We start from the raw sequence: 14623 nt of genomic DNA on the forward strand, positions 1-14623 counted from the left end.
TTATACTAAGGATAAGAGTTAATGAACATTTGTTTGTTAACTTATTGTAAACGAATACACAAAGGAGGATACATGTAATGAAACTTCAAGATAAAGTGGCAGTTGTTACAGGTGCTGGTTCAGGTATGGGGAAAGCGATCGCGACGTTGTACGCCCAAGAGGGTGCAAAAGTAGTTGTATCGGATATTAACGAGGAATCCGCACAGGCGGTAGTTCATGATATTAAGGCACAGGGCGGGGAAGCGATTGTGGTTCTGGCCAATGTAGCCAAAGAAGAAGATGTGCAGAATTTGATTGATACGACGGTGAGCACATACGGTACAGTAGATATTCTGATTAACAATGCGGGCATTATGGATGGTATGGAGCCTGCAGCGGATATAACGGATGAGAAGTGGGAGAGATTGTTCGCTGTGAACACAACCAGTGTGATGCGGACAACACGGAAAGTATTGCCGATCTTCCTGGAAAAACAAAAAGGCGTCATCGTGAACATTGCTTCGGCAGGTGGATTGCACGGCGGACGTGCAGGAGCAGCCTATACGGCTTCCAAACATGCGGTCGTGGGCTTCACCAAAAATACAGGGTATATGTATGCTGAGCAAGGCATTCGTTGTAATGCTATCGCTCCAGGTGCCGTGGCAACCAACATCAGCGCATCCATGGCTGGTATTAGCCCATACGGTGCAGGGCGGCAACAGCTGGGCATGGCAATCAACCCACGCATCGGGACGAGCGAAGAGATCGCCAAGGTGGCCTTGTTCCTTGGGTCGGACGAGTCCAGCTTCGTGAACGGAACCGTTGTTACAGCTGATGCAGGCTGGAGCTCTTATTAATCCGTTCAAGCGCAGTCGAGCATGGAGCACTGAAATAGTGCGAAAAGTCAGGAAGCCGCATAACCATATGCGGCTTCTTTTTTTGTGTTACTCCGAAAACGGTGGACCACAGTGTCATATCCCGTATTAGGACAAACGTTTGCATTACTACACGGATGCTCGAAATGGATCAATTTGAGGGTGGCTTTGGTTTGGAAAAGAGTGAGGATTCGCGCACGATCAGACGATGGGGGATAATGACCGGATTATGAGGTTGTGGTTCCCCGCTTAGAATTTTCAACAAGACCTGAACGGCTGTATAGCCCAGCTGATAGGTTCCAATGTCTATAGAACTTAATGGTGGTGAAGCCAGCTCCGATAGAGCAATATTGTTAAAACTAACCACACTGATATCCTCAGGCACCAGATAATGAAGCTCGGCAAGAGCTCTCAGTACCCCAAAGGCCACATTGTCATCAATGACAACGATTGCGGTGGGTCTGTTCGGCAAAGACATGAACAGCGACATCGCCCTGAATCCACTTTCCTGTAGAAATTCGCCTTCCACAATCCAGTCACTATCGGCATCCAGCCCGGCTTGGGCAAGCGCCTTTTGGTATCCTAGCATGCGATCATGCGATAACGTAATGTCCGGGGGGCCGCTGACAAATCCGATTCGCGTATGCCCTTGGGCGATCAGATGATGTGTCGCATCATAAGCAGTCTGTACATTATCGTTATCCACCATGGGGGCATTGGGATGAGCTTCACTGCGACCGATTAACACAAAAGGAAACTTTTCCGCTTCCAAAAATGAAATAATGGGATCGTCTCTTTTGGACCCAAGCAACAGAATGCCATCCACTCTGCGACCATGAACAAGACGGGAGATCGCGTGCAGTTCATTGTCTGATGAAGTTTCAGTGGTTAGCAGCAATTCATAATTCATACGGGTGGCATGTGTAATAATACCCCGCAGCAATTCCCCGAAAAAGTAATTCTGAAACAACTCTTCAGCAGGACGTGGAAGCATAATGCCAAGGGTATGTGTCGTTTTGGAAACCAGGCTCTTCGCCATGATGTTGGGATGGTAGTTTAATTCTTTCATGATTTGCTTCACTTTGAGAGACGTCTTGGTGCTGATTCTGGGATGGTTGGAAATCACCCGTGACACTGTAGAAGGGGAAACACCCGCCAATTTGGCAATATCCTTGATCGTAATCATGTAAAAAAATCCCTTCTGAACAATCGTATAAATATTCTCTATGGTAATCCAAAGGATACGATAAATCAATTGCTAACTGCCAAGTATGAGATGCACAGGAAGTAAAATAAAGGAAGAAAGAGCCTGAACAAGGAAACAGGAAATTACTGTAGGTAGAAGAGGTAAATTGGTTAAAATTGAGCAAATATGGCTTGTGCAAACGTTTGTGCAAATAAAGTTTGGTATTGTATGATGTGATTGTTATTGTAGCGCTTACATCTGTGGATTTACATACTTCTTGACTTATTTCCCCCTACATATTGAACGGAGGAGTCATCTTGTCTTCCATTTGAGCAAACGTTTGTACAAGGGTGAATATGGAATGCAAACCTGACAACATACGCAGACAAAAGGGTGAAAAGCGCGAACATTGTTGGACCAAGCAGAGGGAAGGGGACATTTTACATGAGAAAATGGCAAGGGGCAACATTGTCCGTCATGATGGCTTTTACACTGGCTGCGTGCGGGGCTGGAGGCGGAAGTCCATCTCCAACTACGGCAGGTGAGAATCCGGAGGAAGTGGTAGAGCTGACAGCCGAGAACCTTCAACCGGAAGAAGGGGCAACCCTGGTGATCTGGGAGGACAAAAATCAAAGCAGTTTTATTGAGCAAAGAGCCAAAAAATTCGAAGAGAAGTATGGGGTAACGGTCAAAATGGAGGAATTACCTCCAACCGATCAGGTAACCAAACTGACGACGGATGGCCCGGCGGGTCTCGCGGCAGATGTCGTCGTTTTCCCGCATGATAAGATTGGTAGCGCTTCAGAGGCGGGACTTATTCTGCCCAACGACATATTCGAAGCAGAGACTGTAGAGAACACCAGTGACAACGCACTGAAGGCGGTAACGTTCAAGGATATCCTGTACGGCTATCCGTACAGCGTGGAGACCTATGCTCTCTTTTACAACAAAGCATTGTATCCAGAAGCTCCGAAAAACTTCGATGAGATTATCAGCTTCGCCAAGACGTTCAATAACGTGAAATCCAATCAGTATGCGCTAATGTGGGAATTGCAGCAATTTTACTATAACTATGCATTCCTTGCTTCACAGGGCGGTTATATTTTTGGAGACAACGGGATGGATAGCGCGGATCTCGGTCTGAATAATGAAGGAGCCCAGAAGGGTGGACAGTTCTTGCAGAAGCTGAAGTCGGAGGTGCTGCCGCTCAAGATGGGTGACGTGAACTATGATATCAAAAAAGGATTATTCTCCAGCGGCAAGCTGGCTATGGACATTAACGGTCCGTGGACCATTGCCGATTATCGCAATGCCGGTATTGATTTTGGCGTTGCTCCGCTTCCGGCAATTGATGGCAAACCGATGACCTCCTTCTCAGGCGTAAAAGCCTATTATGTAAATGCATTTACACAATATCCGAATGCGTCGAAGCTTTTGGCAGCGTTCCTTTCCAATGAAGAGGCCCAGATGGAGAACTTTGATCTGAACGGTACACTCCCTGCGAACAAAAACGTGGCTGCTGATTCCAAGGTGCAGGAGGACCCGATTAATAAGGCGTTTTTGGAACAGTTCAACAACTCTACTCCAATGCCTTCGCTTCCTGCCATGGACAGTGTATGGGGCCCGATCACGTCTGCCATTACGGATATATGGGATACCGATAAGGACGTGAAGACATCGCTAGACAATGCCGTGAAACAGATTCAGGAAAGCCTTGCTACCGTCCAATAGGGACGAACGAAGAATGCGAAGATATGCATAAGAATTGTATAGATTGAACTTAATATTTACACAAAAACGGAGAGGGCAGAAGGAAGCTGAAGAAGTGAAACGCTCGCCTTTATCACCGGATTTTCCCCTTTGGAAAAGGGATCGAAAAAAATCTGGGGATAACAGCGATCGGAAGCTTGTTCTGTCATCAGAGTGGTCAGTGTAAGTACATTTTTGTTCAATGTATACAGGTTAGCAAGAGGCGGGGAGGAGAGAGCAAATGCAACAGCAGCATGTCCCGGTGCCCGTTGGACCGAACAGGGAAAGGCAACACCGGATGACAGCGGCCATATGTTCCATCATACTGCAAGGTCTTGGACAGCTGTACAATCGACAGTGGATTAAGGGAATTGGTCTATTGTTACTGGAGGGAGCAGGGCTTGCGTACCTGCTTCCTCGTCTGTCACAGGCTGTATGGGGCATATGGACACTGGGGGAAAATACACAGCGTTTTGTCAAAGTGAATGGGTCCACCGTACTTCAAAGGGGAGACCATTCCATCTTTTTACTGTTGGATGGCATTATCGTACTACTGGTGTTTTTTGTGTTTATCCTGATCTACATCTTGAATATCCGGGATGCGTATGTCACGGGACTCGCAAGGGAGGAAGGGAAGAAGACTCTGGGCGCAGCGGCTTCGCTTCGGAACATGATGGACAAAAACTTTCCCTACCTGTTTCTGTCCATCCCGGCACTGGGCATTCTTTTCTTCACCGTTATGCCGATTCTGTTTACGATCACCATTGCATTTACCAACTACTCAGCGCCGGACCACATTCCGCCAGCCAAACTCGTGGACTGGGTGGGCTTCAAGACATTCAGTGATCTGATTCAGTTGAAATCCTGGAGTCAGACATTCTACGGTGTGCTGACCTGGACGGTTATCTGGGCGATTCTGGCAACAGTCACCACCTATTTTGGCGGTGTGCTTGTGGCACTGTTGATTGAACAGCGGGGCATACGCTTCAAGAAGCTGTGGCGGACGATTTTTATTCTGCCTTATGCGATTCCGCAGATTATCTCCTTGCTGCTCATGCGTAATCTGTTCAATGGCCAGTTTGGCCCAATCAATACGTACATGAGAGCGTTTGGGCTGGAAGGATTACCTTGGCTCACAGATCCGTTCTGGGCCAAAGTCACCGTCATTGTTGTCAACATGTGGATTGGTATTCCCGTCAGTATGGTACTGATTCTAGGTGTATTGACAGCCATCCCTCGTGATCTCTACGAGGCTGCGGAAGTGGATGGAGCATCCGCATTTCAGAAATTCCGAATTATTACGATGCCGTTCATTCTTTTTGCTACAACTCCGGTACTCATTATGCAGTTCGCCGGAAACTTCAACAACTTCAATGTCATCTTCCTGCTGACGAACGGAAATCCGCTACGCGGAGATTATCAGTACGCGGGGGCGACGGACCTGTTGGTAACCTGGCTCTACAAGCTCACGCTCGACAATAACAAGTTCAATATGGCTTCAGCGGTAGGGATTATTATCTTCCTCATCATCGCTTCATTCTCCATCTGGAACTTCCGCCGCTCCAAATCATTCAAGGAGGAGGACATGATTCAATGAAGACACGTAATAATCCGCTGCGTCTGGCCCTGAGTTATGTGTTATTGGTGATTATCGCTATTATCTCCATCTACCCGGTACTCTGGATCTTTCTCTCTTCCCTGAGACCTGGTGCGGCATTGTTCAGTGAACGGTTGTGGCCCGAAGCATTCACGCTGACTCATTACGGTGAGTTATTTAATAATCCGTCCTTTATGTATGGAAGATGGTATATGAATACGCTGAAAATTGCCTTTTTCACGATGATCTTCTCCACGTTGATGGTGACACTCGGGATGTACGCACTCTCCCGCTTCCGCTTCCGTGGACGTAAAACCATTCTCTCCACCATGCTGATTCTTGGTATGTTCCCAAGCTTTATGAGCATGATTGCGATCTATATCATTTTGCTGCAAATCAAATTGCTCGACACCCACGCTGCGCTCATTCTGGTCTATTCATCCGGAGCAGTACTGGGTGGATTTATCGTCAAAGGTTTCTTTGATACGATTCCCCGCAGTCTGGATGAAGCGGCCCGCATGGATGGTGCGAGTCATCTGCGTGTATTTACCAGCATCATCCTGCCCTTATCCAAGCCAATGCTGACCTATGTGGCACTAACCAGTTTTACTGGTGCGTGGATGGACTTTATCTTTGCCCGGCTGGTGCTGCGGACAAAGGAAAACTGGACGCTGGCGGTGGGGATGTGGGATCTGGTCAATCGGTATCAGGACAGTAACTTTACCATGTTTGCTGCGGGGGCGGTTCTGATCGCCATCCCAATTACCCTGCTGTTTGTTTTCTTGCAACGATTCCTTGTTCAAGGTCTGACGGCAGGAGCTTCCAAAGGTTAATTCTGTGCCATAACAACATAGTTAGCCGCGATACCTGCGGCACATCCAACCAGGCACTTCCGTAATGTCATGTCTTTGTCGACTGACAGAACTGCGGAAGTGCCTGGTTCCGTATGGGCTTGAATGATGATGAGGGAGGAACGTGATGTATGGGCATGAACCCGTCCAGTGAGCCCGAGATTATGGCATACCAAGATGGACAAGCTGCATTGAATAATAGCAAAACTCCGCAAGCGCTATGGCATAATGTCACCTTCCGCAGGATATTGTACGGCTATGGGATCTCGGTCTTTGGAGATTGCTTCAATGGGATTGCGATCAGTCTGTGGGTGTTACAGACCACAGGGAGTGCGAAGAGCATGGCGGCCGTACAGATCTGCAATATGGCCGTCAGTTTTTTATTTGGATCGGTAGCGGGTACGGTTGCAGACCGATTGGATCGGAGGAAGCTGATGCTGGCCTCGGATGTATTCCGCGGCTTAATGGCTGTGCTGATTGCGATTAGCTTATTTGGTTGGCATGCGCCATTCCCGGTGGTACTTCTGTTGCTCTCACTCTCCATGTTTTCAAGTCTGTTTCAGGCACCTGCATTCCACGCCTCTGTAGCAAGTATGGTAGGCAGGGAGCATATTCAACAAGCAACCGGAACCATTCATATGGTGGATAATCTTGCCCGAATCAGCGGTCTGGCCGCGGCGGGAATTGCTGTGTCTGCATTTGGAGGATTCGTCGCCATATTAATTACAGGGGCAACCTTTCTGTTGTCCGCAGTTTGTGTGCTGATGGCGGGCCGCTTTCCTGAGGTACAGCGATCCGTTAGTCAGCAGACCACGTTTGTTCAGGAATGGCGCAGTTCGTTTGGCTATATCTATCGGAATCGTCTAATTCGATCCATTGTATTACTCAATCCGGTGCTAATCTTGTTTTTCATGTCAGCCATGATGCTGGTTCAAGTGATGGCAGTCAAGGTGTGGGAGGCGAATCCGGTACAATTTGGGTTAATTGAAACCTGTATTCCACTTGGATATATGATTGGCTCTGCACTGCTGATTGCTTCGGGAAAACGATTGAAGCGAAGAGGGAGATGGGTATTTATCGGTTTGATTGTATTAGGACCACTCTATATTTTTTTGGCGAATGTATCCTCACCAATCATGGCGTTGCCGTTAATCGTGGGCGGAGGTGCGATGTTCGCCTGCTGTACGATGCTCACCCAGATTATGCTGAGGACAGCCGTTCCAGACGAGCTGCAAGGAAGGGTCTATGGTGTCGTTGGAACAATCACCAGTACAGCGCCTATTCTGGGATTGACTGTTGTCTCCGTATTGGCAGATCAGTGGGGGGCAGCTTCTGTGCTGCAAGGCGTGGGCATACTGCTGCTGGCGACAGGTATTCTGGCCGCTACAACCTTGAAGTCGATCCGAACCTATCAATAAAACGTATTAGGATTATCAATGATATGGATTGAACCACATGTACACATCAGCAGAGAGTGAGATAGAGGTAATCTTAGCAGCTTATAAAGAACCTAAGCATTCTGGCTAAGCAAAACAAAACAAAACCCGGAGCACACGCTGCGTTAGCGTAACTACTCCGGGTTAGCTTGTGGACAGAATATTCTATTGCCAGTTTACATTTACAGTCGCTGTTCCGCTGGTTGGTGTGGTGAACGTGTGGTTGGAACCACCTTCCCACGTAATGGTTGCTCCATTTTTCTTGAAGAATTTGAACTCCAGTTGTTTTCCAGCGGGCACGCTCACATCATAGTACCAAGTTGGGTAGGCATGGATAACTTGATTAAAAGCAGGTCCAATAGCGGTGGTGCCCGTACTCCAGTTGCCGAGTTCTGCCACATTACCTGTCAGATAGATGTTCTGACCCAGTGTGGTGGAAGAATTGTTAATGACGAATCGTACAGTGACCTGATCACCCGTAAGGATGGTGAAGTTGTTATACGCATTGCTGTTGACGCCATTCGCAGCTACTTTCACAGCATAATTGCCTGCGGCAACAGCTGGGATCGTCACTTTGATCTGTGTATCTTCCCAGGATGTAATGGCTGCACCAGTAACGGCTGTTGTACCGAAGTATACGGTACCTTTGGTGGAGCCAAATCCACGTCCGCTAATGGTAACAACATTACCCGGTTTACCCATCACCGGACCTACATGTCCGATCGTTGGTGTTGTTTCACTTGTTGTATACTGCCAGACCGCGGTTGCTCCGGCTGCCAGAGTGAATGAAGAGATGGTACCATTGGTGGAAGTGATGTTATTACCGTTCAGTGCGCCGCCCAGTACATCGGTGTAGTTGCCTGTTGGCAGTGAAGTGCTTAGATTCGCAATGCTCGCTGGTGTGGAGAGATTACGGTTCACCGCAACAACAGCTACACTTTTACCGAATTTGCGCTCATAGATGTACACATCATTATTGATCCAGCGTTGCTGCGTGGAGCCGTAGGCAATGGCCGGATTGGATTTGCGAAGAGGGGCCAGCTTGCTGATTACGTTGAAGGCCGTTGTTGTTTTGGAGAAAGAAGGCATTTTGGCCCGATTGTCAGGGTCCCCGTTACCTGTCAGATACTGTTCGGTACCATAATAGATGGCAGGTACGCCGCGTGAAGTCAGCGTGAAGGCCAGCGCCTGTTCCAGACGACGGTTATTCACGGCACTTGTTTTGAAGCGATCCATATCATGGTTATCAATGAACGTAACTTGATCATTCACCTGATTGTAATCTGCCGCTGTGCCTGTAATCATCGAATCGAGGGCATACATATTGGATGTGTTATCCCGGAAGACGTTACGTACGGCAGAGTTAAAGCGGAAATCAAGCAGGCTCATCCCGGATTCATTGGCAAATTCCGTGTTATCCGCATCGGATGCAGCAGATCCCAGGAACCATTCACCGAAGGTGAATACAGGTTTATGTGCATAGATGGAGGACATCCAGCTCTTTTGCCAGCCGAGAGGCATATGTTTCACCGCATCAACACGAATACCGTCCACGCCCATATCAAGCCAGAGCTTGATTGCATCTTTGAAATATTGGTCGATGGTGCTGTTATTGTGATTCAGATCAGCCAGGTCATAGAGGTTTTTGTAGATACCATTCTCCAGGGAGGAAAAATCGGAGCCGCCGTTGTGATGGAAATATCCATTTGTATCATTTGTGTATCCGCCAACAAGATTACCATTATCGTACAACTTGCCATTCTCAGCAAAGGACGTATCGGTTTCCATGGCAGGAGACGTATGGTTCGGTGCAAAGTCAATTACGATCTTGATGCCTTTGGCATGAGCGGTTGTAATCAGATTTTGAAAGTCAGCCATCGTTCCGAAATACGGATTGGTCTTTTTGAAATCACGTGCCCAGTAGCCATGATAAGCTGTGTTGATTACGCCGCCATAGTTGATCGTGGCGAAGATATTCTCAACCGGCTGGGATATCCACAATGCCGTAACGCCCAGATCGCTGAAATAGTTATCGTTGATTTTGTTGATCAGACCCTGCCAGTCGCCTCCGCAATACAACTTCAGGTTGCTACATGTAGCATCGTAGGCAGCTCCGGTGGGGTTGTTGGAAGGATTGCCGTCCAGGAAGCGGTCCGTAAAGATCTGATAGATGACGTCTGTACTAAAGTTCTGCTTGTTGGTAACTGCGGTATCCGCATCGGCATAGATCGCGGAAGCAGGCAGATAGGGAAGTGCGCCTCCTGCAAGTAAACTGAGTGTCAGTGTTGTGCTGAGGAGTACGCGTTTGGCCATTTGAAACATAGTAATCCACCCTTCTCGTGAATGTAGTAGTTTAAATAAACAACTAACCTGGCTCTTGAATAATAGCGCTTTCAATACAACGGAATGATACGCAGTGGATTGAAGACTTCCCTCCTTTTGACACGCCAACAACCCCGGCATCTCCTTCGGGAGTTACCGGGGTTGTCCTAAACCGCTCTGGTTTAAAAGCATGGCCCTCGAGTTATGATCACAACGTTATCGTAAGAAATATTGGATCTTATGTCAATAACTTTTTTGAGAGCATTTATTTTCTATTTTTATGTTTACAAAAGGACGTCTGCGCATTAAACTATTCGCAGATTCACAATATAAGGGCTATGTATCCCGGGACACGTACGTGTGTTTTGGGACAACCCCGTCTCTTCTGAGGCGGGGTTATTTGTATTATGCAGTCGAATCGGGAGAAGAGAGGCGGTTGATGATCGTTGAGTACCCATTCTGTCATCGAATGTTTGGAAGGCATTCAGGCGTCACGGCTGGGCAATATCCGCAACATTTATGTGTATCTCCCGCCCGGTTACCATGAGCAGACAGCTCGGCATTATCCGGTTCTGTACGTTCATGCAGGGCAGCGTGCTTTTGGTCCATCCGGGCCAGGCAATGAAACATGGAATATGGATCAGGCAGCAGACGGTCTTATTTCTTCCGGGCAGATTGAATCACTGATTATTGTCGGCATTACGCATGTCCGTCCAGTCACGCACAACGAATTCTATCACTTCATCGCTCCGGAGAGAGAGGCCGTGAGTGTGGGATGCTCAGGCATCGACTATGAGCATTTTATCATTCATGAACTCAAACCGATCATTGACCATCGTTACCGGACGTTGCCGGACAAGGAGAATACCGGGCTGTTGGGTTCATCTGCTGCTGCACTTTGTACATTGCACATGGGGATGCGAAATCCGGATGTTTTCGGAAAACTGATCATGATGTCGCCATTCTATGTGGATGTGCAGCTGGACGAAACATCGGAAAGCGGGCTGTTGGAAGAAAACATGTATCGCTTGCCAGATGAGGTACCCGACGTTCGGATGTGGATGGATATTGGAGACACGGAAGGTCTGTTTCTGCCTTCCCAGGTCAGAAGGGTAGCTCATCAATTACTTGAACGCGGAGTCAGATCGGATGAGGACTTGGCATTTCTGGAACAGCAGGGTGCCTGTCATCAGGAAGGTGACTGGGGAGCACGCGTTCATCTCCCGTTACTATACATGTTCGGCCACGTTGGTAAACCCACCTCGCTCAAACTGCTTGGCAGGGATGTCATCGGACTACAGGGTGGAATGAGCGTGTGTATCAATGCACAAATGCACTATGAGAGCGGATGGGTTCAGAGTCTGCTGCATGGGAATTATTCTTCAAGTGACCCGGATGTAATCCAGGTTCGTTCGAGTGGAGAACTGGTGCCTGTTGGTATTGGAAGTGCATCCATTACGCTGACTATGGGGGAACTGTCTGCTACACGCATCTATACTGTGGTTCCTGAATTGTCCACTCATGTGGAGGTCTGCATTCATGCAGAGGTAGCCTCAGAGGATGGGCAGGAGGAAACGATCTATGGTGGGATGGGCATGAAGCTTGTCCGTTCCGGTATAGGTCGATATGAAGGTTGTTACCGAGTTCCGCGTGATAGTGGATTCTCCTTCCGGTTTACTCGCGGTTTCCGCCGTTTCGAGACCGATGTGGATGGCAAACCTGTTTCCAATCGGGTATTTCGAGCGACAGATGATATGTCTGTGCATTATCTAATCCAATCCTGGGGCAGTACGTCAGCCAAAACGGGAACAGGAGGCCAAAAATGATCATTCCTTCATTCGCTCCAGTGCTGGACATTCCCTATTATTATCCCTGCAATTTCCCTCTGATTCATGAAGTGCTCCATCAGCAAGGATCCATCACAAGTCTTGCACTGCTGGCGGCAAGCCGGTTGTACAGCCTTCCATCGTGCGGGGATAACGGACTGGTGAAGCCTTATTTTCACAAACTGGATTATGTAGAGCCGATCTGGGAGATGTATGGTCAGCGGGAGCTGGAAACCTTCGAGGAAGGCAAGGCGCTGATCAGGCAGCATATCGGCGAAGGTGGACTTTTTTTGGCTACAGGAACCAGTTATCATCTGCCTTACTGTGAGGATTATCAGAATCCCGAGTACATTCGCAAACACGTGAAGCAAGGCTCCCGACTGCATCTGGTAGACCATTGGATTGCCGTATATGGTATGGAAGATGAGCATGTTCACGTCTACGATCCCGTGCCCTCCAAGTATAAGGGAAAGGTTACTCAAAGGGCCTTTCATGATTTCTGGAAAGGGAACCAAAGCATACCCGAGCTTGCTCACGCGAAGCGCAAAGAAAAACTCCGAACGTTTGGCACCATGGACATTCGGGCAACTGTGCAGCTTGACTCTGCCGGGTACCGAGACATGTTGACCCAGGCGTTAACAACGCAGATTGATGAATTTCTGACAGGCCGGACGATTACACAAGGAGAGCGGAATTATTATTTTGGACATGCGGTGTCTCTGCAGCTCCTGGATACGTTACATGGGACGAAAGAAGGGGATCAGGCCAATGAAATGTTAATATCGGGTCTGTTGTTCGATATGCGATGGAGCCGGTATTTTCTTCGAGATCTTCTTCAGGAGTCTGCCTTATGGCTCGGTTCTCCACTTGATCAATATGCGAGAGAATTCAGCGACATCATTGCACGGTGGGAGAAGGCATACAATATGCTTCAGGTCAGTCGGATAAAGCAGCGTGAGCAATGGAAAGTACAGCTGACAGGTGTCATTAAAATGTTGGTCACGGATGAATGGCACTGGTATGAGTCGCTTCGACAGTCCATGCCTCAGGCAAATTGCTTTCAACGTCAGACCGTGCCAATGATTGAACAAGAACACAGGGAGGCTTTGCTTCGTATCGTAATGGATAGTTGCCGGGAGTTAAATGCATACCATAATACATCGATTCCGCTTGGTGAGGGTGGTAACGCTCCGCTATACGGACGAAATGGACAACTGGATTCGCTGGAGCTCGTGTCCTTGCTTGCTGTGGTGGAGCAGGGAATTGAAGATCGATGGGGTACAGGAATGGGAGCTGCTCTGGTGGAGATAGCTGCTGCTTCCATGCCGGAAAGTCCCTATCAGACGGTAGGCTCACTTGTTGATTATCTCGCACAACAATATTCGCCTGCTGGTGAGGAGGAAGCAAAATGTTGAACCAATTCTTGCTTGAACGATTCGCGGAACAGGGACAGCATCCTGCACTGATCTGGAAGGATCAGGAGTACAGCTATCAGTGGCTGCTGGAACAGGTTGGCATAATGGGTGAGTGGATTATAGCAGAAGGGCTGACTGGGCAACTTGTAACACTGGAGGATGACTATTCCCCATATGCAGCGGCGGCATTGGTTGCTTTGCTCGGACAAGGGTGTATCGTGCTCCCCATGGATCGGTACCTGGTTGAAGCCAAACGACAGGAATACATCGAACTGGCACAGGTGAAATGGCGGTTGGGCGTTGAAGAAGGCAAGCTGTGCATTCGGCAAACGTGTGAAAATTCTGGAGAGGTTCCTGTGTTGTTATCTACGCTGGCACAGGAGGGTGTAGGAGGACTGGTACTCTTTTCATCCGGATCAACCGGAGTGAGTAAAGCGACTGTGCATCGTGCAGATCGGCTGTTACATCGTTTTCGGCGGCAGGTTCGGCCCTTGCGAACGATTCCATTCATGATGTTTGATCATATCGGCGGTGTGAACACAATGCTGCAATCCCTGTCCAGTGGGGGATGTCTGTGTATCATTGCGGATCGATCTCCCGAAGAAGTGTGCCGGACGATTGAGAAGTTTCGTGTGCAGGCGCTGCCCGTCTCCCCAACATTCATGAATCTGTTGCTGTTGGGCAGAAACGATGAAGGGTATGACTTGTCCAGTCTCGAGGTTGTATCATACGGATCGGAAGTGATGCCTGAGTCCGTACTGGCAGCCTGGAACCGGAGATTTCCACAGATCAGAACGATACAGGCCTATGGCATGTCTGAACTTGGTATTCTGCCAACCCGCTCCAAAGAACCAGGTTCTCTGCTGTTCTCCATTCAAGATGAAGAGGTCAAGTACCGGGTGGTGGAAGGAGAATTGCAGATTCATACAGCAACAGCGATGATTGGATATCTGAATGCACCATCACCCTTCACAGAGGATGGGTGGCTGCGAACAGGCGATGAAGCTGTGCTGGAGCAGGGGTACATTCGTATTCTGGGCCGCCGTTCGGAGATCATTAACATAGGGGGACGGAAAGTGTATCCTGCCGAGGTCGAGGGTGTTCTGGAAGAGATGGAATGTATTGAAGCCGCCGTAGTTTCGGGAGAACAGAGTGGTATCACTGGTCAGAGGGTGAAGGTGACTATCCGTCTGGCTACAGAATGTACTCTCACCGATCTGCGGCGATCCATCTGGGAATATTGTCGGGACAAGCTGCCTTCATACAAGATTCCGCAGAAAATCGTAATTACACAGGGAGAACTCGTAAGTTCAAGAATGAAAAAAATCCGTAAACCGATGATGTCGATATCCTAAACGAAATAACGCTTCTCTGATTCGTTAGCCAT

The 14623-nt window shown here is 48.4% G+C and carries 10 protein-coding genes; 8 read left to right on the forward strand and 2 right to left on the reverse strand.

The genetic code is table 11. The features are described 5' to 3' along the window. The first annotated feature begins 77 nt into the window (after positions 1-77). The gene (locus tag J2X75_RS15970; RefSeq protein WP_124117309.1) at positions 78-836 is read left to right on the forward strand and encodes an SDR family oxidoreductase; all 759 of its coding nucleotides are present in this window, start codon (positions 78-80) and stop codon (positions 834-836) included. Positions 837-1005: 169 nt separating this feature from the next. Here J2X75_RS15970 and J2X75_RS15975 read toward each other — a convergent pair whose 3' ends face one another. Next, positions 1006-2040, reverse strand: coding sequence for a LacI family DNA-binding transcriptional regulator (locus tag J2X75_RS15975; protein ID WP_192132664.1), 1035 nt, complete (start codon positions 2038-2040; stop codon positions 1006-1008). 444 nt (positions 2041-2484) lie between these two features. Between J2X75_RS15975 and J2X75_RS15980 the strand changes: the two genes are divergently transcribed. From J2X75_RS15980 to J2X75_RS15995, 4 genes are all read left to right on the forward strand, one after another. Then, positions 2485-3771: a sugar ABC transporter substrate-binding protein gene (locus J2X75_RS15980; protein ID WP_310337801.1), complete on the forward strand. Its 1287-nt coding sequence runs from the start codon at positions 2485-2487 to the stop codon at positions 3769-3771. Positions 3772-4030: 259 nt separating this feature from the next. Then, positions 4031-5386: a sugar ABC transporter permease gene (locus J2X75_RS15985; protein WP_310337803.1), complete on the forward strand. Its 1356-nt coding sequence runs from the start codon at positions 4031-4033 to the stop codon at positions 5384-5386. Continuing rightward, complete coding sequence (locus J2X75_RS15990) at positions 5383-6219, forward strand: sugar ABC transporter permease (RefSeq protein ID WP_310337805.1); 837 nt, start codon at positions 5383-5385, stop codon at positions 6217-6219. Before J2X75_RS15985 ends, J2X75_RS15990 begins: the two co-directional genes overlap by 4 nt. A 149-nt stretch (positions 6220-6368) precedes the next feature. After that, on the forward strand, positions 6369-7655 hold the full coding sequence (locus J2X75_RS15995) for an MFS transporter (protein WP_310337806.1): 1287 nt from the start codon (positions 6369-6371) through the stop codon (positions 7653-7655). A gap of 183 nt (positions 7656-7838) precedes the next feature. On the opposite strand, the gene J2X75_RS16000 is transcribed toward J2X75_RS15995, so the two are convergent. Further along, positions 7839-9995, reverse strand: coding sequence for an alpha-amylase family glycosyl hydrolase (locus J2X75_RS16000; RefSeq protein ID WP_310337808.1), 2157 nt, complete (start codon positions 9993-9995; stop codon positions 7839-7841). Between the two features lie 446 nt (positions 9996-10441). Here J2X75_RS16000 and J2X75_RS16005 point away from each other — a divergent pair, with 446 nt between their 5' ends. From J2X75_RS16005 to J2X75_RS16015, 3 genes are read left to right on the forward strand one after another with little or no spacing between them, the layout of a single operon-like run. Continuing rightward, positions 10442-11821 (forward strand): alpha/beta hydrolase-fold protein, encoded by a 1380-nt coding sequence (locus J2X75_RS16005; RefSeq protein ID WP_310337811.1) that lies wholly within the window; start codon positions 10442-10444, stop codon positions 11819-11821. Further along, the gene (locus tag J2X75_RS16010; RefSeq protein WP_310337813.1) at positions 11818-13236 is read left to right on the forward strand and encodes a cysteine peptidase family C39 domain-containing protein; all 1419 of its coding nucleotides are present in this window, start codon (positions 11818-11820) and stop codon (positions 13234-13236) included. The genes J2X75_RS16005 and J2X75_RS16010 overlap by 4 nt, the downstream gene beginning before the upstream one ends. Beyond that, positions 13230-14591: an ANL family adenylate-forming protein gene (locus J2X75_RS16015; protein WP_310337815.1), complete on the forward strand. Its 1362-nt coding sequence runs from the start codon at positions 13230-13232 to the stop codon at positions 14589-14591. Before J2X75_RS16010 ends, J2X75_RS16015 begins: the two co-directional genes overlap by 7 nt. The last annotated feature ends 32 nt before the right edge of the window (positions 14592-14623 follow it).

Source organism: Paenibacillus sp. 2003 (assembly GCF_031455635.1).
GTDB lineage: Bacteria > Bacillota > Bacilli > Paenibacillales > Paenibacillaceae > Paenibacillus > Paenibacillus amylolyticus_B.